The organism is Nocardioides ungokensis, from assembly GCF_013466985.1.
Classification (GTDB): domain Bacteria; phylum Actinomycetota; class Actinomycetes; order Propionibacteriales; family Nocardioidaceae; genus Nocardioides; species Nocardioides ungokensis.
Map to the genome: position 1 here is coordinate 2,914,335 of NZ_CP059164.1, position 26,462 is coordinate 2,940,796.

The 26,462-nt window shown below is 70.8% G+C and carries 17 protein-coding genes, 1 tRNA gene and 4 pseudogenes; 6 read left to right on the forward strand and 16 right to left on the reverse strand.

What is annotated here, in order from left to right; all coding sequences use genetic code 11:
• Nucleotides 1-2: 2 nt before the first annotated feature.
• The 5 genes from H0S67_RS14380 to H0S67_RS14400 all read right to left on the reverse strand — a co-directional run bounded on the left by H0S67_RS14380 (nucleotide 3) and on the right by H0S67_RS14400 (nucleotide 4,688).
• Nucleotides 3-359 (reverse strand): hypothetical protein, encoded by a 357-nt coding sequence (locus tag H0S67_RS14380; RefSeq protein WP_180933605.1) that lies wholly within the window; start codon nucleotides 357-359, stop codon nucleotides 3-5.
• The gene (locus tag H0S67_RS14385; protein WP_180933606.1) at nucleotides 353-802 is read right to left on the reverse strand and encodes a hypothetical protein; all 450 of its coding nucleotides are present in this window, start codon (nucleotides 800-802) and stop codon (nucleotides 353-355) included. The genes H0S67_RS14380 and H0S67_RS14385 overlap by 7 nt, the downstream gene beginning before the upstream one ends.
• Nucleotides 803-1,713: 911 nt before the next feature.
• A complete protein-coding gene (dprE2, locus tag H0S67_RS14390) occupies nucleotides 1,714-2,469 on the reverse strand; it encodes a decaprenylphospho-beta-D-erythro-pentofuranosid-2-ulose 2-reductase (RefSeq protein ID WP_180933607.1) in 756 nt (251 codons plus the stop codon).
• A gap of 19 nt (nucleotides 2,470-2,488) precedes the next feature.
• Nucleotides 2,489-3,829, reverse strand: a complete 1,341-nt coding sequence (gene dprE1, locus H0S67_RS14395) for an FAD-binding protein (RefSeq protein ID WP_180933608.1) — start codon at nucleotides 3,827-3,829, stop codon at nucleotides 2,489-2,491.
• The gene (locus H0S67_RS14400) at nucleotides 3,822-4,688 is read right to left on the reverse strand and encodes a decaprenyl-phosphate phosphoribosyltransferase (protein ID WP_246354747.1); all 867 of its coding nucleotides are present in this window, start codon (nucleotides 4,686-4,688) and stop codon (nucleotides 3,822-3,824) included. Before H0S67_RS14400 ends, dprE1 begins: the two co-directional genes overlap by 8 nt.
• 82 nt (nucleotides 4,689-4,770) lie before the next feature.
• On the opposite strand from H0S67_RS14400, the gene H0S67_RS14405 reads away from it, so the two are divergent.
• Nucleotides 4,771-6,021 carry an oligosaccharide flippase family protein gene (locus H0S67_RS14405; protein WP_246354748.1) on the forward strand — a complete coding sequence of 417 codons (1,251 nt, stop codon included), beginning with the start codon at nucleotides 4,771-4,773 and terminating at the stop codon, nucleotides 6,019-6,021.
• Between the two features lie 25 nt (nucleotides 6,022-6,046).
• Here H0S67_RS14405 and polA read toward each other — a convergent pair.
• A pseudogene (gene polA, locus H0S67_RS14410) lies at nucleotides 6,047-8,772 on the reverse strand (DNA polymerase I).
• A gap of 55 nt (nucleotides 8,773-8,827) precedes the next feature.
• Between polA and H0S67_RS14415 the strand changes: the two are divergent.
• Entirely contained in the window at nucleotides 8,828-9,283 is a 456-nt protein-coding gene (locus tag H0S67_RS14415) for a PaaI family thioesterase (protein WP_180933609.1), read from the forward strand.
• Between the two features lie 39 nt (nucleotides 9,284-9,322).
• On the opposite strand, the gene H0S67_RS14420 is transcribed toward H0S67_RS14415, so the two are convergent.
• Complete coding sequence (locus H0S67_RS14420; RefSeq protein ID WP_180933610.1) at nucleotides 9,323-9,910, reverse strand: GNAT family N-acetyltransferase; 588 nt, start codon at nucleotides 9,908-9,910, stop codon at nucleotides 9,323-9,325.
• A 113-nt stretch (nucleotides 9,911-10,023) separates the two neighbouring features.
• On the opposite strand from H0S67_RS14420, the gene H0S67_RS14425 reads away from it, so the two are divergent.
• Nucleotides 10,024-10,770, forward strand: coding sequence for a DUF554 domain-containing protein (locus H0S67_RS14425; protein WP_180933611.1), 747 nt, complete (start codon nucleotides 10,024-10,026; stop codon nucleotides 10,768-10,770).
• Between the two features lie 171 nt (nucleotides 10,771-10,941).
• Nucleotides 10,942-12,258, forward strand: a complete 1,317-nt coding sequence (locus H0S67_RS14430) for an ABC transporter substrate-binding protein (protein ID WP_180933612.1) — start codon at nucleotides 10,942-10,944, stop codon at nucleotides 12,256-12,258.
• An 84-nt stretch (nucleotides 12,259-12,342) separates the two neighbouring features.
• Here the strand turns inward: H0S67_RS14430 and H0S67_RS14435 are convergent, their stop codons facing one another.
• The 6 genes from H0S67_RS14435 to H0S67_RS14465 form a co-directional block, all read right to left on the reverse strand.
• Nucleotides 12,343-13,116, reverse strand: a complete 774-nt coding sequence (locus H0S67_RS14435) for an ABC transporter ATP-binding protein (RefSeq protein ID WP_180933613.1) — start codon at nucleotides 13,114-13,116, stop codon at nucleotides 12,343-12,345.
• Nucleotides 13,113-14,081, reverse strand: coding sequence for an ABC transporter ATP-binding protein (locus H0S67_RS14440; RefSeq protein ID WP_180933614.1), 969 nt, complete (start codon nucleotides 14,079-14,081; stop codon nucleotides 13,113-13,115). Before H0S67_RS14440 ends, H0S67_RS14435 begins: the two co-directional genes overlap by 4 nt.
• Nucleotides 14,074-15,360 (reverse strand): branched-chain amino acid ABC transporter permease, encoded by a 1,287-nt coding sequence (locus H0S67_RS23710; protein ID WP_219635280.1) that lies wholly within the window; start codon nucleotides 15,358-15,360, stop codon nucleotides 14,074-14,076. Before H0S67_RS23710 ends, H0S67_RS14440 begins: the two co-directional genes overlap by 8 nt.
• Before the next feature lie 11 nt (nucleotides 15,361-15,371).
• On the reverse strand, nucleotides 15,372-16,634 hold the full coding sequence (locus H0S67_RS14455) for a branched-chain amino acid ABC transporter permease (protein WP_219635281.1): 1,263 nt from the start codon (nucleotides 16,632-16,634) through the stop codon (nucleotides 15,372-15,374).
• A gap of 178 nt (nucleotides 16,635-16,812) precedes the next feature.
• The gene (locus H0S67_RS14460; RefSeq protein WP_180933615.1) at nucleotides 16,813-17,484 is read right to left on the reverse strand and encodes an ANTAR domain-containing response regulator; all 672 of its coding nucleotides are present in this window, start codon (nucleotides 17,482-17,484) and stop codon (nucleotides 16,813-16,815) included.
• Nucleotides 17,485-17,531: 47 nt separating this feature from the next.
• Nucleotides 17,532-17,717, reverse strand: a complete 186-nt coding sequence (locus H0S67_RS14465; protein ID WP_180933616.1) for a hypothetical protein — start codon at nucleotides 17,715-17,717, stop codon at nucleotides 17,532-17,534.
• Nucleotides 17,718-17,804: 87 nt separating this feature from the next.
• Between H0S67_RS14465 and H0S67_RS14470 the strand changes: the two genes are divergently transcribed.
• Both H0S67_RS14470 and H0S67_RS28590 read left to right on the forward strand, forming a co-directional pair.
• Nucleotides 17,805-17,877 (forward strand) — tRNA-Leu (locus H0S67_RS14470).
• 44 nt (nucleotides 17,878-17,921) lie between these two features.
• Nucleotides 17,922-18,035 (forward strand): annotated as a pseudogene (locus tag H0S67_RS28590) (helix-turn-helix domain-containing protein); the annotation flags it as partial.
• 614 nt (nucleotides 18,036-18,649) lie between these two features.
• On the opposite strand, the pseudogene pyk reads toward H0S67_RS28590, so the two are convergent.
• The 3 genes and pseudogenes from pyk to gltB all read right to left on the reverse strand — a co-directional run bounded on the left by pyk (nucleotide 18,650) and on the right by gltB (nucleotide 26,361).
• Nucleotides 18,650-20,111, reverse strand: a pseudogene (pyk, locus tag H0S67_RS14475) (pyruvate kinase).
• 172 nt (nucleotides 20,112-20,283) lie between these two features.
• The gene (locus tag H0S67_RS14480; protein WP_180933617.1) at nucleotides 20,284-21,750 is read right to left on the reverse strand and encodes a glutamate synthase subunit beta; all 1,467 of its coding nucleotides are present in this window, start codon (nucleotides 21,748-21,750) and stop codon (nucleotides 20,284-20,286) included.
• Between the two features lie 68 nt (nucleotides 21,751-21,818).
• Nucleotides 21,819-26,361: pseudogene (gene gltB / locus H0S67_RS14485) on the reverse strand (glutamate synthase large subunit).
• Nucleotides 26,362-26,462 lie beyond the last annotated feature (101 nt).

A 26,462-nucleotide genomic window follows, 5' to 3' on the forward strand; every position in this document is an offset into this window, starting at 1 on the left:
TATCATCCCGGCGGGCGGGAACCTGCTTTTCGGCGCCACCTTCGCCAACCCGCGGTAGACAGGCCGGCGACCGGCAGCAGCGCGAACGCCGTCCAGGCGAAGCCCACGGCCGCCTTCCACGATGCCGGGATCTCGCGCAGTCGGACCGGCGCGTCGATCCGGACGACGTCCAGCTCGGGACCCGCGTGGACGGTGGTGCCGGCCACCGGGGCGTCGTACTCCGGGGTGGTCGCCACACCGTGCTCGCGGACCACCAGGCCGATGCCGAGCTGACCGAGGCGACGAGCCCGGGAGGCCGGGTCGGGCAGGTGCAGCGCCTCGAGCGCGGCGGGCACCCGCGGGTCCTCACCGTTCAGCACCCGGCCGGAGACGCTGAGCTGGTCGCTGGAGGGTAGTTCGGGGTCAGGTAGCGGCCGACGGGGTCGAGGACCTTGCGGAAGCCGTTCCACTCCGGGGCGCGGTAGCTGGTGAACGGCAGCACCAGCAGGTCCCCCGGGACGTCCGCGGCCTCGACATCCTCGCGGGCCGCGGCGTAGTCGGCCGGGTAGGTCACCGGGACCAGGTGGTGGTCCAGGCCCCACGCGACGTCCGGCATCAGCGCCAACGGCAGGAAGGCCACGCCGGCCGCGACCAGGGCACGGGGCCCACGCTCGCGCCAGCGCGAGGCGAGCCGCTCCGCACCCGCGCCGACCAGCGCCGCGACCAGCGGCGCGCACAGGGCCAGCGCCCGGCTCCCGTCCCGCAGCAGGCCGCCGCCGGGCACGTGGACGGCCAGCCACCCGCCGCGCCCGGCGCGGCCCACGTGAGGACGGCCGCGGCGTACCCGACCACCCACAGGGCCACGAGCGCCCCCGCGGTGCGGGCCCCGAGCCGGCGCCACAGCGGGCGTACGCCGGCGCCCGCAGCCGCGAGCACTCCTGCGGTGGCCAGCACGGTGAGCAGCAGGCTGTCGCGAGAGGCCGGGACCACCTCGGAGTTCCAGATCCCGCCGAGCGAGAGCGCGGCGAGCGGCCCGGGCAGCGCCCCCTCGTCCGCGAGCCCGAAGACCGACCCCGCCCGGGTCGACGTCGCGATGGACAGGTGCAACAGGCCGGCGACCAGCCAGGGTGCGTTCCCGGCCAGGCAGGCACCGAGGACCAGCCCGGCCCGGCCGAGATGTCGCCGGACACCCCGGTGACGAGCAGGGCCAGGCTGGACACCAGCGCGGCACCGGCACTGAGGCAGCCGAGCGGCAGCAGCAGGAGCAGCAGTGGTCCCAGCCGTCCGTCCCGGCGGAACCTGGCACCCTCGACCACCAGCCACGGCAGCACGGCGTACCCGAGCAGCACGGGCCAGTGGCCCATCTCGAGGCGCTCGACCACGAACGGGTTCCAGACGAAGACGCTGACGGCTGCACAGCGGGCCACCGCAGTGCCCTCGACGAGGCGCTGGATCCCGAACGCGCCCAGCACCAGGCCCCCGAGCAGCACCAGCTTCTGCAGCAGCATCCCGGGCACCACGCCGTCGAGCACCGCCACGACGGCGTCGGAGGGCACCGCCCGGGGCAGGCCGGTGCCGAGGCCCAGGAAGTCAGAGCGCAGCGCGAGGTCCGGGACCCAGACCATGTCGTAGGTCAGGACGTAGCCGTGCCCGAGGGCAGGACCCAGCAGCAGCACGGGCAGGAGCACCGCCCACACACGCGGCAGGTACCTGGTGACCACGTCGGCGGGTCCGTCAGAGGGGAAGGCGTCGGAAGAGCGGCCGCGGCACGTGGCGCAGCCCGGACATCACGCCCCGCATCGCGGTGGGGACCCAGACCAGCTCCGCGCGGCGGGCCACCCCGGCCACCACGGCGTCGGCCACCTGCTCGGCGGTGACGGAGAGCGGGGCCGGGCTGCGACCCTCGGTCATCTTCGTGCGCACGAACCCGGGACGGACGACGAGCACGCCGGCCCCGCTGCCGCGCAACGCCTCGCCCAGCCCCAGGTAGAACCCGTCCATGCCGGCCTTGGTCGAGCCGTAGACGAAGTTGGAGCGGCGCACCCGCTCCCCCGCGACCGACGACAGCGCCACGATCATGCCGTGGCCCTGGCGGCGCATCACCTCGGCCAGGCAGACGCCGACACTGACCGCCCCCACGTAGTTCACCCGGGCCAGCGCCACCGCGGCGTCGTGGTCCTGCCAGGCCTGCTCCTCGTCACCGAGGAGCCCGAACGCGACCACCGCGACGTCGATGTCGTGCTTGCGGGCCACGGCGTCGATGAGTGCCGGGTGCTCGTCGGTCTGCTCCGCGTCGAAGTCGACCACGTCCACGCCCAACCCCAGGGCGGCCGTCCGCGCGGCGGCGGCGTCGCGCCGCGGACCCGGCCGGGCGGCCAGGACGACGAGCGGCCGGCAGGTCCGTGCCCACGCGGCGACCACGGCCTGCGCGATGTCGCTCGTCCCTCCCAGGAGGAGCACCGTCTGCGGTTGGCCGAGCGCGTTGATCATCGTCTCTCCCTCACGTGGGTCACAGCTCGAGGCGCCGCGACAGGTCGGACTGGAAGACGCCCGCGGGGTCGACCCGCCGGCGTACGTCCAGGAAGTCGTCGAGCCGGGGGTACATCTCGCGCAGCCGGGCAGCTCCGAGGCGGGCGTCCTTCGCCAGGTAGACCCGACCCCCGACGGCCACGGTGAGCTCGTCGAGGGACTCGAGCAGGTCGGCCAGCCCCGGATGCGCCGGCAGGTCCAGGGCGAGGGTCCACCCGGCCATGGGGAAGGACAGCAGACCCTCGTTGCCGGGGCCGAACCTCTTGAGGACGGAGAGGAACGACGCGTGCCCCTCGCCGGCGATCCGCTCGACGATCCGCGCCATCGTCTCCTCGGCGTCGTCGGGCACCACGCACTGGTACTGCACGAACCCGCGCGGACCGTAGAGCCGGTTCCAGGCCGCGACCCCGTCGAGCGGGTGGAAGAAGGCCGGCATCGGCTGGATCTCCCCGACCCGGTGGGCAGGCGCCTTGCGGAACCACGCCTCGTTGAACGCGCGCACGGTCGCCGGCCGGACCAGCCCTCCCGGCACGTGCGGCGGCGCCGCGAGCCGGGGGTTGCCCGGCGGCACGAGGGGTCGCTGGGCGGCGCGACCGGCCAGCTCCGCACGGGTCGCGTGCTCGCCCTGTGAGAGCACCGACCTCCCGAGGTGCCGGCCGCGGGCGAGTGTGTCGATCCAGGCAACGGAGTAGGTGAAGCCCTGGTCGGTCGCCCGCATCGCGTCCAGGGCCGCGTCGAGGTCCGGCAGCCGGGTGGTCGTCACCGACATGTACGACGTCTCGATCGGGATGGTGCGCAGGTCGGCCCGGGTGATGACGCCCGTCAGTCCCATCCCGCCGACCGTGGCCCAGAAGAGCTCGGGATCGCGGTCGGGCCCGATGGTCCTGGTGCTCCCGTCGGCCGTGACCAGCTCCAGCGACACCACGTGCCGGCCGAAGGTCCCGGCGACGTGGTGGCTCTTCCCGTGCACGTCGCAGGCGATCGCCCCGCCGACGGTCACGTAGCGGGTCCCCGGCGTGACCGGCAGGAAGAGGCCGCGGGGCACCAGCTCGACCATCAGGTCGTGCAGGCTGGTCCCGGCCGAGGTCCGGACGACGCCCGTGGACGGGTCCACGTCGATCGGGCCCGGGACGGGGAGGAGCACCGTTCCCCCGGCGTTCTGCGCGGGGTCGCCGTAGGAGCGGCCGAGGCCACGGGCGACCAGGCCACGCGGACCGGCCTGCCGCACCGCGGCCACGACCTCGGAGCCGGTCGCCCTCAGGGTGGCCGCGACGGTGGGGGCGGTGCCGCCCCAACCGGTCAGCGTGCGGAGCTCAGACATCCATGACCCCCAGGACCAGCAGCACCAGCCAGATCACGCCGACCGCCTGGAGCAGCCGGTCGCCCCAGACGATGTCCTCGGGCTCGGCCGCCTCGCCGGCGTCGATGTCCACGGCGTACCGCAGCAGGCCGACGACGAAGGGCACGATCGAGAAGGTGTGCCACGGGACCGAGGAGGTGCCGGCGTTCTCGAAGGCCCACAGGCAGTACGCCGTGATCGTGGCGGCGGCGGCGATGCTCCACACGAACCGGAGGTAGGTGTCGGTGTAGCGCACCAGCGAGCGCCGGGTGCCCGCCTCGCTGCCCAGCGTGTGCAGCTCGGAGTAGCGCTTGCCCGCGACCATGAACAGCGAGCCGAAGCCCGCGACCAACAGGAACCAGTCCGAGATCGGCAGCCCGGCGGCGAGACCACCGGCGACGGCGCGCATCAGGAACCCGCCGGTCACCATGGTGAGGTCGAGCACCGGCTCGTTCTTCAGCTGCCAGGAGTAGAGGACCTGGGTCGCGAGGTAGGCCACGAGCAGGGTCCCGAGCTGCCACGTGGTGAGGAACCCGGCCGCGATGCTGACCGCGCCCAGGAGGGTGGCGGCCGCGAGCGCGGCGCGCACCGACAGCTCGCCGGCCGCGATCGGGCGGTGCCGCTTGCGCGGGTGCAGCCGGTCGGCGTCCCGGTCGGCGCAGTCGTTGACGAGGTAGATCGCCGACGAGGCCAGGCAGAACGCCACGAACGCGACCAGGGTCGGCCAGAGCACCCCGGCGTCGGTGATCTGACCGGCAGCAAGGGGCGCCGCGACCACCAGGAGGTTCTTGGTCCACTGCTTCGGCCGCATCGACCGGAACACGGCACCAAGGAGGTTCACCTGCCGGAGTCTAGGGTGCGAGACACCCCCGAGTGCGCGCCGCAGTGACGTGGCGTGCCCGGGCGACCACTACGCTCCACCCGTGGTTTCCCGATCCGGCCGTCTGAGCTCCCTGCTGGGCGGTGGCGGATCGATCGCCGTGGCGATGGGCATCATGAACGTCGCCACCTACGGCTTCACGATGATCGCTGCTCGCCTGCTCGGGCCGCCGGCGTACGGCGCCCTGGCCGGCCTGATGGCGACCCTGCTCGTGATCTCGGTGCTGCAGCTCGGGCTCCAGGCCACGGCGGCGCGACGGATCTCTGCCGACCCCGACCACGTCGCGCAGATCGAGAGCACCATCCTCGGCGTCACCTGGCGTGCCGCGCTGGCGCTGGCCGCGGTGCTGCTTGTCCTCTCGCCGCTGCTCGACGCGCTGCTCCGCCTCGACAGCCTGCCGACCGCTGCCCTCGTCGCGGTGGCCTCCATCCCGTTCACGGTGATGGGTGGGCAGGCCGGCATCCTCCAGGGCGAGCGCCGCTGGTGGGAGCTGTCCGTGCTCTACGTGCTCAGCGGCGTGCCCAGGCTGGTGATCGGCACCGCCCTGATCTGGTGGCACCCCACGGAGACGAGCGCGCTGGTCGGCACCGCGATCGGCGCGGTCGCGCCGGTGGCCGCCGGGTGGTGGTTCCTGCGCCGCGAGCGCGAGCCGGGGATCAGCAGCGAGACCCATCGCTTCCGGTCGGTGATGGTCGAGATCTTCCGCAACTCCCAGGTGCTGCTGGCCTTCTTCGCGTTGTCGAACGTCGACGTGATCGTGGCGCGCAACGTCCTGCCCGAGCACGACGCCGGCCTCTACGCCGGCGGCCTGATCCTCACCAAGGCGGTGCTGTTCCTGCCGCAGTTCGTGGTCGTCGTGGCCTTCCCGTCGATGTCGACGATCGGCGAGCGCCGCCAGGCGCTGACCCTGAGCCTGGGCCTGGTCGCCGGCATCGGGGTCGCGGTCACGCTCGGAGCGGCGCTCTTCCCGCGCCTCGCGCTGGTCTTCGTCGGTGGCTCCGACTACACCGAGATCTCCGACAACCTGGCCGTCTTCGCGGTGCTCGGCACGGTCCTCTCGATGCTCCAGCTGCTGGTGTACGCCGTGCTCGCCCGGCAGGCGCACCGCTCGGTGCTGCTCGTGTGGCTGGCGCTCGTCGTCCTGGTCGGGGTGGGGCTGCTCACCACCACCTTCGAGCAGCTGCTCACCGTCGTGATCGTCGTGGACGCGTCCCTCTTCGCCGTCCTGCTGGTGCTCAGCCTGCGCACCACGCGGATCGCGGCGGTCGAGCCCCCGCTGGACCCCGCTGCCTGACCGGGACCGGTCTCCCAGGCTGCTGCTAGTGCGCGGCCTCGTGCCAGCTGCGGCCGGTGCCCACGGACACGTCGAGCGGCACCGTGAGGTCGGCGGCACCGCCCATCTGCTGGCGCACCAGGGCGTCGAGCACCTCACGCTCGCCCGGCGCGACCTCGAAGACGAGCTCGTCGTGGACCTGCAGCAGCATCCGCGAGCGCAGCCCCGCCTCGGTGATCGCCCGGTCCACGTTGAGCATGGCGACCTTGATCAGGTCGGCTGCCGAGCCCTGGATCGGTGCGTTGAGGGCCATCCGCTCGGCCATCTCGCGGCGCTGCCGGTTGTCGCTGGTCAGGTCGGGCAGGTAGCGCCGGCGTCCCCAGATGGTCTCGGTGAACCCCGAGCGACGCGCCTCGTCGACGACACCGGCGAGGTAGTCGCGCACGCCGCCGAAGGTCTGGAAGTACTCGTCCATCAGCCCGCGCGCCTCGGCGGGCTCGATCCGCAGCTGCTGGCTCAGGCCGAAGGCCGACAGGCCGTAGGCGAGGCCGTAGTTCATCGCCTTGATCTTGGCGCGCATCTCGACGGTGACCGCGTCGGCCGGGACGTCGAAGACCCGCGCCGCGGTGATCGAGTGGAAGTCCTGGCCGGACTTGAACGCCTCGATGAGCAGCGCGTCCTCGGAGAGGTGCGCCATGATCCGCATCTCGATCTGGCTGTAGTCGGCGGTCATCAGGCACTCGTAGGCCTCGCCGTCCGCGCTCTTCCCGACGACGAAGGCCTCACGGATCCGGCGGCCCTCCTCGGTGCGGATCGGGATGTTCTGCAGGTTGGGGTCGGTGCTGGAGAGCCGACCGGTCGCGGCGATCAGCTGGTTGAACGTCGTGTGGATGCGACCGTCGGAGGCCACGGTCTTGAGCAGTCCCTCGATGGTCTGCCGGAGCCGGGACACGTCGCGGTGGCGCAGCAGCGCGAGCAGGAACGGGTGCTCGGTCTTGACGTAGAGCTGCTGCAGCGCGTCGGCGTCGGTGGTGTAGCCGGTCTTGGTCCGCTTGGTCTTCGGCATGTCGAGCTCGTCGAAGAGCACGACCTGCAGCTGCTTGGGCGAGCCGAGGTTGATCTCCTTGCCGATCACCGCGAACGCCTCGTCGGCCGCGGTCTTCACCTCGCTCGCGAAGTGCGCCTCGAGGGCCTCGAGGTGGTCGGTGTCGACCGCGATGCCGGTCCGCTCCATCTGTGCGAGGAGGTGGACCAGCGGCAGCTCGATCTGGCTGAGCAGCTCCGCCCCGCCGTGCTTGTCGATCGCCTCGTCCAGCGCCTCGGCCAGGTCGAGCACCGCGCGGGCGTGCAGCATGGCGGTCTCGGCCGCGCCGGTGTCGGCACCGTCGAGGCTGTCGAAGCTGAGCTGGCCGGCGTCCTGGGTCTCCTGCTTCAGCTCGCGCCGCAAGTAGCGCAGGGTCAGGTCCGCGAGGTCGTAGGAGCGCTGGTCGGGCCGCACCAGGTAGGCCGCCAGCGCGGTGTCGCTCACCAGCCCGTCGAGCGGCCAGCCCCGGCCGAGAGCGCGAGCATCGGGCCCTTGGCGTCGTGCAGGACCTTGGCCGCGTCGGGGTCGGCGAACCAGGCCGCCACCGCGGCGTCGTCCTCGGGGGCCACCTCGGCGGCGTCGAACCACGCGGCCGTGCCGTCCTGCGCCGCCAGCGCGACCGACCAGACCTCGCCGGTCCCGGCCCGCCAGGCGCCCTGGACCGTGACGCCGGTGCGGGCCTTGGGGTCGGCGGCGTGCGCCGCCAGCCAGCCGGCGACCTCGCCGGAGCCGAGCCGCTGCCCGGCCATCTCGAAGCCGGAGTCGTCGATCTCCTCCTCGGACTGGAGGGTCTCGAAGAGCCGGTCGCGCAGCACCCGGAACTCCAGGCTGTCGAAGAGCGTGTGCACCTCCTGGCGGTCCCACGGGCGGATGGCCAGCTCGCGGGGGTGCTGCTCGAGCTCGAGGTCGCGCACCAGCGCGTTGAGCCGCCGGTTGCGGATCACGTCACCGAGGTGGGCCCGCAGGTTGTCGCCCGCCTTGCCCTTGATCTCGTCGGCGTGGGTGATGACGTTGTCGAGGCCGTCGTACTGGGTGATCCACTTGGCGGCGGTCTTCGGTCCGACCCCGGGGACGCCCGGGAGGTTGTCGGAGTCCTCCCCCACGAGCGCCGCCAGCTCGGGGTAGCGGTGCGGCGGCACGCCGTACTTCGTCTCGACCGCGTCGGGCGTCATCCGCGACAGGTCGGAGACGCCGCGCATCGGGTAGAGCACCGTCGAGTGCTCCGTCACGAGCTGGAGGCTGTCGCGGTCGCCGGTGAGGATCAGGACGTCGAGACCCTCCGCGAGCGCCTGGGTGACCAGCGTCGCGATGATGTCGTCGGCCTCGTAGCCCTCCTTCTTCAGGAACGGGATGCGCAGCGCGTCGAGGACCTCCTCGATCAGCGGCAGCTGGCTCTTGAACTCGTCGGGCGTCTTGTTGCGCTTCGCCTTGTAGTCCGGGTACTCCTCCAGGCGGAAGCCCTGGCGCGAGACGTCGAAGGCGACCGCGACGTGGGTCGGCTGCTCGTCGCGCAGCACGTTGATGAGCATCGAGGTGAAGCCGTAGACGGCGTTGGTGTGCTGCCCCGTGGTCGTCGAGAAGTTCTCCACCGGGAGCGCGAAGAACGCGCGGTAGGCCAGGGAGTGACCGTCGAGCAGCAGCAGGCGCGGACGGGTCTGGTCGGTCGGGGTGGCGGCGAGCTCAGGCACGCGGTGACTCTATCCGGCCGCGGGGACACTCCGGCGGTCGGCAACAATGGCGCTCATGACCGACCAGACCTCCGCTTCCGCACCCGCCGACATGAGCGTCGACGAGTACATCGCTTCGATGCCGCAGGGCATGGGCAGCCTCAACGAGCGCATGGGCATCGAGCTGGTCGAGGTCTCCGCCGAGCGGGTCGTGGGCACCATGCCGGTCGAGGGCAACACCCAGCCCTACGGCCTCCTCCACGGGGGTGCGTCGGTCGTGCTCGCCGAGACCCTCGGATCGGTCGGGTCAGCCGCGCACGCCCACCCGGACCGGCTCTCGGTGGGCGTGGACATCAACGCCACCCACCACCGCTCGGCCACCTCGGGCACGGTCACGGGCGTCGCCACCGCGGTCCACCTCGGCCGCAGCACCGCGACCTACGAGGTCGTCATCTCCGACGAGGACGGCCGCCGGGTGTGCACCTCGCGGATCACGTGCGCGCTGATCCCTCGCGAGAAGTTCACCGGCTGACGCAGGCGGCGCGGGTCGGGTCCGAGGTCAGGTCCGGGGTCAGCCCCGGGCGTCGCCCAGCGGGGAGCCCTGGTTGCGACGCATCGAACGCCGCGCCGCGAGCACCTGCGTGAGCTGGCGGCCGTTGGCCCGCTGCACCGACGGGCGCTGCGCGGTCAGCTTGGACCGGACGGCGTGGGTCGTCGCCACCCGCAGCACCGCCTGCGGCCCGAGCGAGAGCCGCGCCATGAAGCGGTTGGCGTCCCGCGAGCCCGCAGAAGCCGCCGTGGCCACGTGGCCGATCCCGTGCTCCTCGGCGAAGGAGACCGCCGAGTCCATGAGCGCGCGGCCGACGCCGTGGCGCCGGTACTGCGGGAAGACGTGGGGCGAGACGGCCAGGACGACCAGCTCGAGGTTGAGCGGCGTCATGGTCGTGATCCGCAGGTGGACGGCGCCCGCGACCTCGCCGTCGTACTCCGCCACGACGAGGCGCTCGTCGCCGGAGGCGGCGGCGCTCTCGATGATGGCCACCATGTCGGCGAGCTGCTCCTCGGGGTCCGCGCGCCGCAGGACCTCGGTCCACAGCTCGGTCAGCAAAGGCGCGTCGGAGGGCATCGCGCCACGCAGCGCCACCAGGGAGCGGGTCATCGTCGTGAGCCTTTCAGGCCAAAGTGCCGTGGCGCCGCGCAGCTCTGTCCCCCTGAGCGCGGCTCCAGAGGGCGAGACTACGCTCAGCGTCCCCGAGATGTCAGAGGAGTCCCGTGTTCCCCGGAATCGGCACCGTCGTGAACGTCCTCACAGTCCTTCTCGGGGCCGGGATCGGGGTCCTGCTGGGCAACCGGCTGCCCGTCCGCACCCGTGACGTCGTCACCGACGCGCTCGGCCTGGTCACGCTCCTGATCGCCGGGACGTCGGCGATCGCCGTGCTCGACGGGGACCTCTCCGACGCGGTCGGCACCAGCGCCCCGATGCTGATCGTGCTGGGGGCGCTCCTCCTCGGTGGCATCGCCGGCTCGCTGCTGCGCCTCGAGCAGCGCGTCGAATCCTTCGGGGGCTGGCTCCAGACCCGGCTCGCCGGCGAGGCCGGCTCGGTCGAGCGGCACCGTTTCATCGAGGGCTTCGTGACCGCGTCGCTGCTCTTCTGCACCGGTCCCCTCACCATCCTGGGCTCGCTGAACGACGGGCTGGGCAACGGAGCGGACCAGCTCTTCCTCAAGGCGGTGCTGGACGGCTTCGCGGCGATCGCCTTCGCGGCGTCGTTCGGCTGGGGCGTGGCGGCCAGCGCGCTGACCGTCGTGGTGGTCCAGGGCAGCCTGACGGTCGCCGGCTTCCTGCTCGGCGACGTGCTGCCCGCGCCCCACCTCTCGGCGCTGACCGCCACCGGCGGCCTCCTGCTCGTCGGCGTCGCGCTGAGGCTGCTGCGCATCCGCGAGATCCCGGTCGCCGACCTGCTCCCGGCGCTGGCGGTGGCGCCCGTTCTCGTGCAGTTCGCGGCGTGGATCCATTGACGTAACGGTTCGGTCACGACAGGGTGCGCTGTGACCCTGGGCCCATTGCCCGCCCCTACGGTGTCAGGGCCTGCCCAACCTCTCGGGGACGGGCTGCGGTGAAGTGCACCTAATCGCGACAGAAAGGTTCACCCCGTGAATCGATCCAGAACCGCCACTTGGGGCAGGTTGATGGCCGGCACCGCCGTCCTCAGCGTCGCCCTGACCGCCTGTGGATCCGACAGCTCGAACAACGCGTCGGACAAGACGTCGCCGTCGAGCTCGTCCTCCGACTCCTCGAGCGGCAGCTTCACCAACGACAAGTGCTCCGGCAGCCAGACCAGCGCCAACGCGCTGCACGTGGGCGGCATCCTGCCGCTGACCGGCAACCTGGCGTTCCTCGGCCCGCCGGAGGTGGCGGGCGTGGGTCTTGCCGTCTCGGACATCAACGCCGCAGGCGGTGTCGGCGGCGCCAAGGCGTGCCACGACATCCAGGACTCGGGTGACTCGACCGACATGTCGGTCTCCACCTCTTCGGCCGGCACCCTGGTCGCCAACAAGCCGTCTGTCGTGATCGGCGCCGCGTCCTCGAGCGTCTCGCTCAACGTCGTGGACACCTTCGCCTCCAACAAGATCACCGAGGTCTCCCCGGCCAACACCGCGGTCGACCTGAGCGGCTACTCGCCGTACTACTTCCGCACCGCTCCCCCGGACACCATCCAGGGCAACGCGCTCGGCACCCTGATCAGCACCGACGGCTACCAGAAGGTCGCCTTCATCGTCTTCAACGACACCTACGGCACCGGCCTGCGCAACGCGGTCCAGCAGACCATCGAGGCCGCCAACGGTGAGTGCGTCTACGGCTGCAAGGGCCAGGGCGACGAGTTCCCGGCCGGCCAGACGACGTTCTCCTCCGAGGTCAGCGCGGCGCTCGCGGCCAAGCCCGACGCCATCGTCGTGCTCGCGTTCGACGAGACCAAGCAGATCGTGCCCGAGCTCGCCTCGCAGGGCTGGGACATGAAGAAGACCTACTTCTCCGACGGCAACACCGCCGACTACAGCTCCACCTTCCAGAAGGGCACCCTCGAGGGCGCCCAGGGCACCATCCCCGGTGCCGACCCCGACCAGACGTTCAAGGACCGTCTGAGCGGCTGGGCCGAGGTGGGCGAGGGCAAGCCGCTGACCGACTACGCGTACGGCGCCGAGTCGTACGACGCCACCATCCTGGCCGCGCTCGCCGCGGTGAAGGGCGGGGCCACGGACTCCCAGACCATCCAGCAGAACTACGCAGCGGTCTCCGGTGCCACCGGCGGCACGGAGTGCAAGACCTACTCCGACTGCGTCGCGCTGCTCAAGGACGGCAAGGAGATCCGGTACGCCGGTCCGTCGGGCATCGGTCCGATCAACGACAAGAACGACCCGTCGTCGGCGTTCATCGGCATCTACACCTTCAACGCCGACAACAAGAACGAGCTGAGCAACTCGGTGGAGGGTTCGTCCTCCAACTGAGCCTCGCGCTCGTCTGACACACGCACAGCAGAAGGGCCCCGGACCGATCGGTCCGGGGCCCTTCCGCGTCTGCCGCGAGCGGCGTCAGTGCTTGGGGTGCTCCTCCTCGACGTCCTTGGCGAGGGTGCCGAGGTAGAGCTCGATGACCTTGGGGTCGTTGGCCAGCTCGCGGCCGGTGCCGGTGTAGGCGTCACGGCCCTGGTCGAGCACGTAGCCGCGGTCGCAGATCTGCAGGCAGCGGCGGGCGTTCTGCTCGACCATGACGACGCAGACGCCGGTCTTGTTGATGCGCCGGGTGCGCAGGAACGTCTCGTCCTGGCGCACCGGCGACAGGCCCGCGGAGGGCTCGTCGAGCAGCAGCACCGAGGGCTCCATCATCAGGGCCCGGGCCATCGCCAGGGACTGGCGCTCACCCCCGGACAGGGCGCCGGCCCGCTGGTTGCGCCGGTCGTGCAGCACCGGGAAGAGGTCCCACATCGCGCCGAGGCGCTCGCTGATCTTCCGGGGCCGCATGAACAGGCCCATCCGGAGGTTCTCCTCGATGGTCAGCGTCGGGAACACGTTGTTGGTCTGCGGCACGAAGCCGACGCCCATCTCGACCAGCCGGTTGGTCTTCGCGTTCGTGATGTCACGGTCACCGAGCATGACGCTGCCGGAGTGGACCTTGACCAGGCCGAACATCGCCTTGAGCAGCGTGGACTTCCCCGCGCCGTTCGGCCCGATGATCCCGATCATCTCGCCGGGGTAGGCGACGAGGCTGCAGCCGTTGAGGATGTTGACGCCGGGCAGGTAGCCCGCGACGACGTCCTTGGCCTCGACGACCGCCTCCTGGGCGCTGGGCTGTGGCTCTGCGCTCATGCCTCTTCCTCCCGCTCTGCTTGCTCCGCCGCGACTTCCTGCTGGATCTCCACCATGGCCTGGTCGGAGAGGAGCGCGTCGTCCCCGAGGTCGGTGTCGTGGTGGGCGCCCAGGTAGGCGTCGATGACGGCGGTGTCCGACATGACCGTGTCGGCCGGTCCCTCCGCGACCAGGCGGCCCTCGGCCATCACGGCCACCCAGTCGGAGATGTGGCGTACGACGTGCATGTCGTGCTCGACGAACAGCACGGTCGTGCCGTCGTCGCGCAGGCTCTGGATGTGGCCCAGCAGGGACTGCGTGAGGGCCGGGTTCACCCCCGCCATCGGCTCGTCGAGCATGATCATCTTCGGGTCGCTCATCAGCGCCCGGGCCATCTCCAGGAGCTTGCGCTGGCCGCCCGAGAGGCTGCCGGCGTAGTCGTCCTTCTTCTCCAGGAGCTTGAACCGCTGGAGGAGCTCCTTGGCCTTCTCCTCGATCGCCTTCTCCTGCCCGCTCCACAGCGGCTTGAAGACGCACTTGAGGAGGTTCTCCCCTGCCTGGCCCTGGGCGCCCAGCATCATGTTGTCCATCACCGTCATCCGGCTCAGGGCCTTGGTGAGCTGGAAGGTGCGGACCATGCCGGCCTTCGCCACGCTGGAGGCGGAGGTCTTGTCGAGGGTCGCCCCGTCGAAGGACCAGTGGGCGCCCGTCTTCGCCGAGCTGGGCTTGTCGAAGCCCGTGATCAGGTTGAAGAAGGTCGTCTTGCCCGCGCCGTTGGGCCCGATGAGGGCCGTGATGATCCCCCGCTGCACCTCGAGGTGGGAGACGTCGACGGCCGTGATGCCGCCGAACTGCCGCACGATGTTGTCGACAACCAGGATCGAGTCGGGCTTGGCCGACCCGGGCGTGGCGTCGACTCCGGCCATCAGCGCCTGACGGGTTGCGGGATCGGCCAGGTCGGACCTGGCGACGGTGGACTCAGACATTGAACCGGAGCTCCCTCTTGTTGCCCAGGATTCCTTGCGGTCGGAAGATCACGATCAGCATCAGCGCCACGCCGACCACGATGAAGGAGAACTGCTCGGTCTGCTGACCGTTCATGATGCTGTCGGGGATGTAGGCGTTCGCCACGCCCTTGATCATGATCCGCGCCGCGTAGAAGATCACGGCGCCCAGGACCGGGCCGAAGATGGTGGCCGCACCACCGAGCAGCAGCGCGGTGTAGCAGAAGAACGTCAGCGAGCGGCCCATCGAGTCCGGCTGCACCGAGGCGGGCAGCACGTAGAGCATGCCGCCCAGTGCACCGAAGAGTCCGCCGATGATCAGCGCCTGCATCTTGATCGCGAAGACGTTCTTGCCGAGGCTGCGGATCGCGTCCTCGTCCTCGCGGATCCCGCGCAGCAGCCGGCCCCAGGGGCTGCGGACCAGCAGGTAGACGACCAGCAGGCAGACCGCCACCAGAAGCCAGGCGACGAAGCGCACCCACCAGCCACTGACCCCGGTGTCCTGGTAGCTGGTCGGCATCAGGAAGAAGAGGAGGAAGACCGAGAGCGCGATGAGCGCGCCGATCCCCATGCGTCGGACCGGTGCCGACACGGCGGTGACCTGTCGGGCGTCGGCGCCGAGGTCGGCACGGCTCTCGGTGCCGGCCGCGGGGGTCAGCCGTCCGCCCGCGTCGCGGGAGGCCCGGCGCGCGACGGTGGGCCGCGCCCTGCCGGCCTTCACCAGCAGCACGATGCCGGCGATGCACGCGGCCAGTGCGAGCCACCCGACCAGCCGCACCCACACAGCCCCGCCCGCGATGTCGTAGATGTTGAACGGGCTGAGGGTGGAGTCTCCGTCGCCGAAGAACGACAGGTTGGTGAACGGGGTGCGGTAGCTGACGCCCTGGAGGCCCTGGGCAGCACCCGTGAAGTCGGTCAGCAGCGCCGAGCGCCCGACGTACCTGATGATCTCCGCGGCCGAGATCGTCACGATCGCCAGGTAGTCACCGCGCAGCTTCAGGGTCGGAGCGCCCAGCACCAGCGCGAAGACCAGCGCCGCCGCGAACCCGAGGAGCACGCCCACGATCAGCGGGAGCCCGTGCCCGATGGAGATGGCGAAGCCGTAGGCCCCGAGCAGCATGAAGCCGGACTGGCCGATGTTCAGCAGGCCGGTGAAGCCGAAGTGGACGTTGAGGCCGATCGCGGCGATCGCGACGGCGGCAGTCTGCGGCGAGATCGCCTCGCGCAGCATCGAGTTGAGAATCGCCTGGATGGTGTCCATGCCCGTCCTTCCTAACCGACCCGCTCCGGGCGACCGAGCAGGCCCTGGGGCCTGACCAGCAGCAGGAGGATGAGGATCAACAGCGCCGTGGCGTACTTGAAGTCACCGGGCATCCCCAGCACCGGGGAGAGCTCGACGACGAGGCCGATGATGAGGGAGCCCACGAGCGCCCCGAAGGCGGTGCCGAGGCCGCCGAGGGTGACGGCCGCGAAGAGCAGCAGCAGGATCTGCAGGCCCGAGTCCCACTTGATGCCGTTGGTGACCAGCGCGTAGAGCAGGCCCGAGAGCCCGGCCAGGGCCATGGCGACGGTCCACACGAGCCGGATCACCCGGTCCACGTCGATGCCGGAAGCGGCCGCGAGGGCCGGGTTGTCCGAGACCGCGCGGGTGGCGCGGCCGATGCGGGTGCGCAGCAGCGCGAATCCGACGGCGGCGATCACGACGATCGAGATGCCCATGGCCACGAAGGACTGGTTGGTCAGCGTGATCGGGCCGATGGTGCGGACCGTGGGGTTGTCCTGGACGACGCGGACGGTGCGGGCGCCGACGGTGTACTGGAAGGTGTACTGCATCGCCAGCGAGAGGCCGATCGTCACGATCATCAGCTGGGTCAGCCCGAGGCCGCGGCGCCGCAACGGCTGCCACATCACCCGGTCCTGGAACCACCCCGTGAAACCGCACAGGACGATGACTAGCAGGCCGCCGAGCCAGAGGTTGAGCCCGTGCACGTTGACCACGAAGTAGCCCAGGATGCCGCCGAGCGTCACCTGCTCGGCGTGCGCGAAGTTCGACAGCCCGGTGGTGCCGTAGATGAGGGAGAGCCCGATCGAGGCCAGCGCCAGCAGGAGCCCGAGGCGCAGCCCGCTCGCGGAGCTCTGGATGAGCTCGTCGACCTTGCTCGTGGAGGAGACATACGTCGAGGTCCGCACCGGGATCAGGGCCGGCGCAGTCGCGTTGAACTTGGCCTGGACGGTGACCTCGTTGGCTCCGGAGACCGCGACGTTGTCCGGGAGGGTGTCCTCCTGGAGTGCGATCTTGTAGGCCCCCTCCTTGCTCACCTGGACGTTCCACCTGCCGTCGTCGCCGGTCACGACCTCCTGGGCCGTGCCCGAGGGGTCGGTGACCGTGAGCTTCACGTTCGGCACCACGCCGGCGTCGCTGCGTACGGTGCCTGCGATGCAGGCGGTCGTCGCCGTCGGGAGGCAGAGGGTGCCGACGGCACCCGCGGGCGGGGCCATTGCGAGGAGCATCAGGGGCGCCAGCAGCAGGAGCACGACAGCCCCGGCCACACCTCGGAGAACACCCCCTTCGCCGCCGATCTCACGGACTGTGGGTCGAGACTTCAACGGGACCTCCTCCACGCACCCGGCGGGCGCTGCCCGGCAGTCTAGGGGTCCCGGAGGTGGGGCGCGCCACATCCCCGGCCACGACCCGCGGCGGCGACGCAAGGGTTTACCGAGTCGTGACATGGACGAGACGCGCGACCCCGCACGGACCCGCCGACCGGTGGTCGCGGCAGGTCAGCCGGCGAGGCCCGGGCCCGTGCGTGACGACGCCCTCGGCCACCTGGCGCATGGACAGCCGCAGGTCCATCGCGGTCTTCTGGATCCAGCGGAACGCCTCGGGCTCGGAGAGCTGCAGCTGCTGCTGGAGGATGCTCTTGGCCCGGTCGACGGCCTTGCGGGTCTCGAGCCGGTCCTGCAGGTCGGCGACCTCCTGCTCGAGCAGGGTCACCTCCGCGAACCGGCTGACGGCCATCTCGATCGCGGGCACCAGGTCGCCCTTGGAGAAGGGCTTGACCAGGTAGGCCATCGCGCCGGCGTCGCGGGCCCGCTCCACCAGGTCGCGCTGGGAGAACGCCGTGAGGATCACGACCGGGGCGATCCGCTGCCCGGCGATGCGCTCGGCGGCGGCGATGCCGTCCAGGACGGGCATCTTCACGTCCAGGATGACCAGGTCGGGCCGGAGCTGCTCGGCCAGCTCGACGGCCTTGGCCCCGTCGCCGGCCTGGCCGACCACGTCGTACCCCTCCTCGGTGAGCATCTCGGCGAGGTCCATGCGGATCAGCGCCTCGTCCTCGGCGATGACGACACTGCGTGTGGCGGGGGCGGCGGGCTCGGTCACGCCGACAGATTATCGGCAGCGACGCCCCGGCCGGGTCGCTGCCCGGGTCACGCGGGCTGCGGGGCAGCCGTACGCCGCGTCTCCAGCTCGACCAGGAAGAGCTCGACCTCGTCGCGCTCGACCCGCATCCGGCTCAGCTCGGTCGTCGCCGCGCGGGCGTTGGCGACCGCGCGCTCGTTGCTCGACCGGCTCCAGTCCCAGAACCTCACCATGGCGCTCTTCCCATCGCTCACCGTCGTTTGTCTTTAAAGACTAGTGGATTACTACAGATTAGCCAAGGCCGGAGCCGGTAGGACATCGGCTAGGCTCTGCGACCGCCAGCCCCGGTACTCCAACGGCAGAGAGAGTGGTCTCAAACACCATCCAGTGTGGGTTCGAATCCCACCCGGGGCACGCATGCGGCGACATCGTCGGTGGGCAGTGACAACGTCAGGTCCATGTACTCGGGGAGGGCTCGCGAGCAGGCGCTGCAGCAGCTCGCGAGCGGCGCCACCTTCTCGGAGGTGAGCCGGGCAACCGGGATCAGCCGCTCCACGCTGCGCACGTGGAAATCCTCCGGAGAGGCAGGTCCCGTCGGCGAGTGCCCTCACTGCGACGACACCGACGTGGACGGCCCGGCCTACTCAGCGCTGCTGGGGTTCTACCTGGGCGACGGATGCCTCTCGGAGCAGGCAAGGTACTGGGCGCTCCGAATCTCCTGCGATGCCGCCCTGCCCGGCATCGTCGAGGACACGCGCCGGGCGATCCTGGGAGTCCGGCGCGGTTGCAAGGTCTTCCTGGTGCCCGCACCGGGCACGGTCGTCGTCCAGGCACACTGGAAGCACTGGCCGTGCCTCTTCCCCCAGCACGGTCCGGGCCGCAAGCACGAGCGACCGATCGTCCTCGAGGACTGGCAGCGTGCGATCGTCGAACAGCACCCGGACGACTTCCTGCGAGGCTTGTTCCACTCCGACGGGTCGCGGGTCCGCAACTGGGCGACGCGGATGGTGGCCGGTGAGCGAAAGCGCTACGACTATCCGAGGTGGCAGTTTCCGAGTCTCAGCCCGAGCCTGCGAGGGCTGAGACCCTGCGAGGAGATTGAGGAGCGTCGGCACGCATCGGAGCGAAGCGACGAGGGGTGCGACGCGTCTCGAAATCCGACCTCGACGACAAGAACCTCAGTGAATCAGGAGCGCTTGTACGCGGGCGCGACCTGGTTGATGGCGTCGCCCATGCGGTGGATCCGCAGCGCGTTCGTGGAGCCCGGGATGCCGGGCGGGCTGCCGGCGATGATCACGACCAGGTCACCCTCCTCGACCCGGCCGATGCGCAGCAGCTGCTCGTCGACCTGGCGCACCATCTCGTCGGTGTGCTGCACCGAGGAGGTCTTGAAGGTCTCCACGCCCCACGACAGGGACAGCTGCGACCGCACCGACGCCTCGGGCGTGAACGCCAGCAGCGGGATCGGGCCGCGCAGGCGGGACAGCCGGCGGGCCGAGTCACCGCTCTGCGTGAACGCGACGAGGTACTTCGCCTCCACCCGCTCGGCGACCTCACCGGCCGCCTTGGCGATCACGCCACCCTTGGTGTGGGGGTCCCAGTCGATCTCGCGCAGCTGGCCGGGGCCGTTCTGCTCCAGCCCGTGGTGCTCGGTCGCGGTGATGATGCGCGCCATCGTCTCGACCGTGTGGACGGGGTACTCCCCCACGCTGGTCTCGCCCGACAGCATCACCGCGTCGGCCCCGTCGAGGACGGCGTTCGCGACGTCGGAGGCCTCGGCGCGCGTCGGTGCGGGGTTGGAGACCATCGACTCCAGCATCTGCGTGGCCACGATGACGGGCTTGGCGTTGAGCCGCGCCTTCTCGATGACCTGCTTCTGCAGGAACGGCACGTCCTCCAGCGGGCACTCAACGCCGAGGTCGCCGCGCGCCACCATGAAGCCGTCGAACGCCGCGATCACCTCGTCGAGGTTCTCGATCGCCTGCGGCTTCTCGATCTTCGCGATGACGGGGAGGCGGATGCCTTCCTCGTCCATGATCTTGCGGACGTCGTCGGCGTCCTTGGCGTCGCGCACGAAGCTCAGTGCGATGAAGTCGACCGTCAGGTGCAGCGCGAACCGCAGGTCCTCGATGTCCTTCTCCGACAGCGCGGGCACGGACACCGCGACGCCGGGCAGGTTGATGCCCTTGTGGTTGCTCACCTTGCCGCCGACGAGCACCTCGGTGCGCACGTCCTGGCCCTCGACGGCGGTCACCCGAAGGCGCACCTTGCCGTCGTCGATGAGGATCGGGTCACCGGCGTTCACGTCGCCGGGCAGGCCGGAGTACGTCGTACCGCACTCCTTCTCGTCGCCCGGGACGTCGCGCGTGGTGATCGTCCACTCCTGGCCGCGGCGCAGGGTGACGGGTCCCGTCGGCGAAGGTGGCCAGCCGGATCTTGGGGCCCTGGAGGTCGGCGAAGATGCCGACCCCGTGGCCGCTCGCATCGGAGGCCTCCCGCACCAGGCGGTAGGACTCGGCATGGTCGGCGTGGCTGCCGTGGCTCATGTTCAGCCGGGCGACGTCCATGCCGGCGTACACCAGCTCGCGGATGCGTCGCGGGGAGGAGGTTGCCGGGCCGAGGGTGCAGACGATCTTGGCTCTACGCACGATGCCGAGCCTAGCGGGTCCTTAGATCGTTCCAACAGCCGCTGTCCGAATACGCCGAGTCGGCGCTGTTGTACCCCACAACGCGCGGAGTCGGCGCCGTTGTCGCACGGTTGTGCGTCAAGCAGCGCCGACTCGGCGAGGTATCACGCGTCAAGCAACGCCGACTCGGCGGTCAGACGACCAGCGGGCGCTCGGTCGGCTTGATCGGCGCCGGGAGCGTGGTCGAGCCGGTGAGGAAGGTGTCCACCGCGGCGGCGGCGGCGCGGCCCTCGGCGATCGCCCAGACGATGAGCGACTGGCCGCGACCGGCGTCACCGGCGACGAAGACGCCCGGCACCGACGACATGTACGACGCGTCGCGCGCCACGTTGCCGCGCGCGTCGAGGTCGACCCCGAGCTGCTCGACCAGGCCGGCCTTCTCGGGGCCGGTGAAGCCCATCGCGAAGAGCACCAGCTCCGCGGGGATCTCCCGCTCGGTGCCCTCGATCTCGACGAGCTTGCCGTCCTCGAACCTCACGTCCACCAGTCGCAGCGCGCGCACGTTGCCGTCCTCGTCGCCGAGGAACTCCTGGGTGGAGACCGAGTAGACCCGCTCCCCGGACTCCTCGTGGGCCGAGGAGACCCGGAAGATCATCGGGTAGGTGGGCCACGGCTGGCCCGCCGGACGCTGCTCCGGAGGCTCCGGCATGATCTCCAGCTGCGTGATCGAGGCAGCACCCTGGCGCGTGGACGTGCCGAGGCAGTCGGCACCGGTGTCACCGCCGCCGATGATCACGACGTTCTTGCCCTCGGCCGAGATCTGGCCCTCGACCTCGTCACCGAGCGCCACCCGGTTGGCCTGCGGCAGGAACTCCATGGCCTGGTGGATGCCGCCGAGCTCGCGCCCGGTGATCGGCAGGTCACGCGCGTCGGTCGCACCCATGGCGAGCACCACGGCATCGTACCGGTCGCGCAGGCTCTGGCCGGTCAGGTCGCCGCCGACGTCGACACCGGCCCGGAAGACGGTGCCCTCGCGCCGCATCTGGTCCAGCCGCTTGTCGAGGTGCTGCTTCTCCATCTTGAACTCGGGGATGCCGTAGCGCAGCAGCCCGCCGATCTTGTCGGCGCGCTCGTAGACGGCCACCGTGTGGCCGGCGCGTGTCAGCTGCTGCGCGGCGGCCAGCCCGGCCGGCCCGGAGCCGACGACCGCGACCGTGCGGCCCGAGAGCCACTCCGGCGGCTGCGGCCGCACGAAGCCGGACTCCCATGCCTTGTCGATGATCGAGACCTCGACGTTCTTGATGGTCACCGGGTCCTGGTTGATCCCCAGCACGCAGGCGGTCTCGCAGGGCGCCGGGCACAGGCGACCGGTGAACTCCGGGAAGTTGTTGGTCGCGTGCAGGCGCTCGATCGCGCCCTCCCAGTCGTCACGCCAGACCAGGTCGTTCCACTCCGGGATGATGTTCCCGAGCGGGCAGCCCTGGTGGCAGAACGGGATGCCGCAGTCCATGCAGCGCCCGGCCTGCTCGGTGATGATCGGCAGCAGGGCCCGCCCGGCGGAGCCGGGGTAGACCTCGTTCCAGTCCTGGACCCGCTCCGCCACGGGGCGCCGCTCGGCGACCTCGCGGCCGTGCTTGAGGAATCCCTTGGGATCAGCCATCGCACGCCTCCTCCGTCGGCGAGCAACGGCCCGCCATGCTGTGCTGGAATGCCATGTCTTCGCTTCGCTCAGCCATGGAGTACCTCCATGATCCGGGCCGCGGCCTGCTCGTCGTCGAGGCCGTCCTCGAGGGCCTCGGCGCGAGCGTCCAGCACCCGCTTGTAGTCGCTGGGCATCACCTGGGTGAACCGCGCCACGGCGGCCGGCCAGTCGGCCAGCAGCTCCTCGGCGACCGTCGACCCGGTCTCCTCGAGGTGGCGGGTGACCAGGGCGTGCAGCTCGTCGACGGCGTCGCCCTCGACCTTGTCGAGGTCGACCAGCTCCGGGTTGACCCGGCCCTCGTCGAGGTCGAGCACGAAGGCGTAACCGCCGGACATGCCCGCCGCGAAGTTGCGGCCGGTCGGTCCGAGGATGACGACGATGCCGCCGGTCATGTACTCGCAGCCGTGGTCGCCGACGCCCTCGACGACGGCGTGGACACCGGAGTTGCGGACGCAGAAGCGCTCGCCCACCACACCGCGCAGGAAGATCTCGCCCGACGTGGCGCCGTAGCCGATGACGTTGCCGGCGATGATCTGCTCCTGGGCCTCGAACGCCGCCGCCCGGTCGGGGCGTACGACGATCCGGCCGCCCGAGAGTCCCTTGCCGACGTAGTCGTTGGCGTCGCCCTCGAGCCGCAACGTGATCCCCTTCGGCAGGAACGCCCCGAAGGACTGCCCCGCCGAGCCGTTGAAGGTCAGGTCGATCGTGCCGTCCGGGAGGCCCTCGCCGCCGTACCGCTTGGTCACCTCGTGGCCGAGGATGGTGCCGACCGTGCGGTTGACGTTGCGGATCGCCACCTGGGCGCGCAGTGGCTCGCCCTTCTCGAGGGCGTTGCGGGCCAGCGGGACGAGCTCGGTGACGTCGAGCGCCTTGTCGAGCCCGTGGTCCTGGACCGTGGTGTTGCGCAGCGCAGCACCCTGCGGCAGCTCGGGCTTGTGCAGGATCGGCGAGAGGTCGAGACCGGCTGCCTTCCAGTGGTCGACGGCCTGCTCGACGTCGAGCACGTCGACCTGGCCGATGGCCTCGTCGAGGGTGCGGAACCCCAGCTCGGCCAGCAGCTCGCGCACCTCCTCGGCGATGTACTCGAAGAAGTTCACGACGAACTCGGGCTTGCCGTTGAACCGCTCCCGCAGCGTCGGGTTCTGCGTGGCGACGCCCACCGGGCAGGTGTCGAGGTGGCAGACGCGCATCATGATGCAGCCCGAGACGACCAGCGGCGCCGTGGCGAAGCCGAACTCCTCCGCGCCGAGCAGCGCGGCGATGACCACGTCACGACCGGTCTTGAGCTGGCCGTCGGTCTGCACGACGATCCGGTCGCGCAGCCCGTTGAGCAGCAGCGTCTGCTGGGTCTCGGCCAGGCCGAGCTCCCAGGGACCGCCGGCGTGCTTGAGCGACGTCAGTGGCGAGGCGCCGGTGCCGCCGTCGTGGCCGGAGATGAGCACCACGTCCGCGTGCGCCTTGGACACACCCGTCGCGACCGTGCCGACGCCGACCTCCGAGACCAGCTTCACGTGGACGCGAGCCTCGGGGTTGGCGTTCTTGAGGTCATGGATCAGCTGCGCCAGGTCCTCGATCGAGTAGATGTCGTGGTGCGGCGGCGGGCTGATCAGGCCGACGCCCGGCGTGGAGTGCCGGGTCTTGGCCACCCACGGGTAGACCTTGTGGCCGGGCAGCTGGCCGCCCTCACCGGGCTTGGCGCCCTGGGCCATCTTGATCTGGATGTCGTCGGCGTTGGTGAGGTACTCCGAGGTGACGCCGAAGCGGCCGGACGCGACCTGCTTGATGGCGCTGCGGCGCTCGGGATCGTGCAGCCGGTCCGCGTCCTCGCCGCCCTCACCGGTGTTGGACTTCGCGCCCAGCCGGTTCATGGCGATCGCCAGCGTCTCGTGCGCCTCCTGCGAGATGGACCCGTAGGACATCGCGCCGGTGGAGAACCGCTTGACGATCTCGGAGACCGGCTCGACCTCGTCGATCGGGATCGAGGGGCGACCCGACTTCGAGGAGTCGGCGAAGCGGAACATGCCGCGCAGCGTCATCAGCCGCGCCGACTGCTCGTCGACGCGCGAGGTGTACTGCTTGAACACGTCGTAGCGGCCGCTGCGCGTGGCGTGCTGCAGCCGGAAGACCGTCTCGGGGTCGAACAGGTGCGGCTCGCCCTCGCGACGCCACTGGTACTCCCCGCCGATCTCGAGCTCGCGGTGCGCCGGCGCGATGCCGCCGCGGGGTACGCAGTGGCGTGGCGCCGCGCGACCTCCTCGGCGATCGTGTCGAGCTCGATCCCGCCCAGCTTGGAGGTCGTCCCGGTGAAGTACCGGTCGACGACCGCCTGCGACAGGCCGACCGCCTCGAAGATCTGGGCACCGGTGTACGACGCGACCGTGGAGACGCCCATCTTGGACATCACCTTCAGCACGCCCTTGCCGAGCGCCTTGACCAGGTTGGCGACCGCCTTCTCGGCCTCGGCCTTGACGTAGTGCCCCTCGCGGGCGAGGTCCTCCACCGACTCCATGGCCAGGTAGGGGTTGACCGCGGCCGCGCCGTAGCCGACCAGCAGCGCCACGTGGTGCACCTCGCGCACGTCGCCGGCCTCGACCAGCAGCCCGACCTGGGTGCGGGTCTTCTCCCGCACCAGGTGGTGGTGGACCGCGCCGGTCAGCAGCAGCGACGGGATCGGGGCCAGCTCGGCGGTCGAGTGCCGGTCGGAGAGCACGATCACGCGTGCCCCCCGGCGATCGCGTCGCTGACCTCCTGGCAGATCTCCTCGATCCGCTCGGCCATCGCCCGGCCGCCGCCCTCGACGTCGTACAGGCCGCGGGCCACGTGAGTGATGAAGCCCGGCATGTCGCCGTCACGGTTGATGTGACGGATCTTGGCCAGGTCGTCGTTGGAGATCACCGGGAACGGCAGCACCACCTGGCGGCACGACGCGGGCGCCGGCTCCAGCAGGTTGGCCTCGGGGCCGATCGTGCCGTTGAGCGAGGTGACGAGCTCCTCGCGGATCGCGTCGAGCGGCGGGTTGGTGACCTGCGCGAAGAGCTGCGCGAAGTAGTCGAACAGCAGCCGGGGCTTCTCGCTCAGGGCCGCGATAGGGGTGTCGGTGCCCATCGAGCCGATCGGCTCGGCCCCCGTGTTCGCCATCGGGGTGAGCAGGATCCGCAGCTCCTCCTCGGTGTAGCCGAACACCTGCTGGCGCCGGGTCACCGAGGCGTGCGTGTGCACGACGTGCTCACGATCGGGGATGTCGTCGAGGTGGATCAGGCCGGCGTGCAGCCACTCGTCGTACGGGTGCTCCGAGGCGAGCTCGGCCTTGATCTCCTCGTCCTCGATGATGCGATGCTCGTCGGTGTCGACGAGGAACATCCGGCCCGGCTGCAGCCGGCCCTTGCGGACGACCTTGGCCGGGTCGATGTCGAGGACGCCGACCTCGGAGGCGAGGACGACCAGACCGTCGTCGGTGACCCAGTAGCGCGAGGGGCGCAGGCCGTTGCGGTCGAGGACCGCGCCGATCTGGGAGCCGTCGGTGAAGACCACGCAGGCGGGGCCGTCCCACGGCTCCATCATCGCGGAGTGGAACTCGTAGAAGGCGCGGCGCTTCGCGTCCATCTCGGCGTGGTTCTCCCACGCCTCGGGGATCATCATCAGCACCGAGTGGGGCAGTGAGCGGCCGCCCATGTGCAGCAGCTCGAGCACCTCGTCGAACGACGCGGAGTCGGACGCGCCGGTCGTGCAGACGGGGTACAGCCGCTCCAGGTCGCCCGGGATCAGGTCGGAGCTCAGCAGCGCCTCACGTGCCCGCATCCAGTTGCGGTTGCCCATCACCGTGTTGATCTCGCCGTTGTGGGCGATGAACCGGAACGGGTGGGAGAGCGGCCAACTCGGGAAGGTGTTGGTGGAGAACCGCGAGTGCACCACGGCCATCGCCGAGGTGACCCGCTCGTCGCGCAGGTCGGGGTAGACCTCGTCGAGCTGGGCCGGGGTGAGCATGCCCTTGTAGACCAGCGTGCGCGACGACAGCGACGGGAAGTAGACGTCGGTCTCGCGCTCGGCGCGCTTGCGCAGGCAGAAGGCCAGGCGCTCGAGCGCCATGCCGGTCACGCGCGAGCCGGCCCCGGCCACGAACAGCTGGCGGAACGACGGCATCACGCCGCGGGCGGTCTCGCCCAGCGACTCGGGGTCGACCGGCACGTCGCGCCAGCCGAGGACCGCGAGGCCCTCCTCGGCGGCGATCTCCTCGATGCGACGGCGCGTCTTCGCGACCGCCTCGGCGTCGCCGGGCAGGAACGCCGTGCCCACGGCGTAGGCGTACTGCGCGGGCAGGTCGAAGTCGACCACCTCGCGCAGGAACGCGTCGGGCACCTGGATCAGGATCCCGGCACCGTCGCCGGAGTTGGGCTCGGCCCCCGCGGCGCCGCGGTGGTCGAGGTTCAGCAGGGCGGTGATTCCCTGCCTCACGATGTCGTGGCTGGCAACGCCGGTCAGGGTCGCGACGAACGCCACTCCACATGCATCGTGCTCGTGGGTGGGGTCGTAGAGCCCTTGGGGCGGCGGGAATGCGTGCTGGTACGGCACCGGGCATTCTCCCGTCGTCGTCGTGTCGGGCGTGCCGGGACTCCCCGGATCCGCGCCGACGGATCGGCCGTGCATGTGAGATGCAGCTTAGGCTGTGCAGG

What these genes read in the sequence shown, in the direction of transcription:
- dprE1 (WP_180933608.1), bottom strand. Translation starts at nt 3,829, where the DNA reads ATGTCTGAGCTCCGCACGCTGACCGGTTGGGGCGGCACCGCCCCCACC.
- H0S67_RS14435 (WP_180933613.1), bottom strand. Translation starts at nt 13,116, where the DNA reads ATGAGCGCAGAGCCACAGCCCAGCGCCCAGGAGGCGGTCGTCGAGGCC.
- H0S67_RS14440 (WP_180933614.1), bottom strand. Translation starts at nt 14,081, where the DNA reads ATGTCTGAGTCCACCGTCGCCAGGTCCGACCTGGCCGATCCCGCAACC.
- H0S67_RS14415 (WP_180933609.1), top strand. Translation starts at nt 8,828, where the DNA reads ATGACCGACCAGACCTCCGCTTCCGCACCCGCCGACATGAGCGTCGAC.
- H0S67_RS14420 (WP_180933610.1), bottom strand. Translation starts at nt 9,910, where the DNA reads ATGACCCGCTCCCTGGTGGCGCTGCGTGGCGCGATGCCCTCCGACGCG.
- H0S67_RS14480 (WP_180933617.1), bottom strand. Translation starts at nt 21,750, where the DNA reads ATGGCTGATCCCAAGGGATTCCTCAAGCACGGCCGCGAGGTCGCCGAG.
- H0S67_RS23710 (WP_219635280.1), bottom strand. Translation starts at nt 15,360, where the DNA reads ATGGACACCATCCAGGCGATTCTCAACTCGATGCTGCGCGAGGCGATC.
- dprE2 (WP_180933607.1), bottom strand. Translation starts at nt 2,469, where the DNA reads ATGATCAACGCGCTCGGCCAACCGCAGACGGTGCTCCTCCTGGGAGGG.
- H0S67_RS14430 (WP_180933612.1), top strand. Translation starts at nt 10,942, where the DNA reads ATGGCCGGCACCGCCGTCCTCAGCGTCGCCCTGACCGCCTGTGGATCC.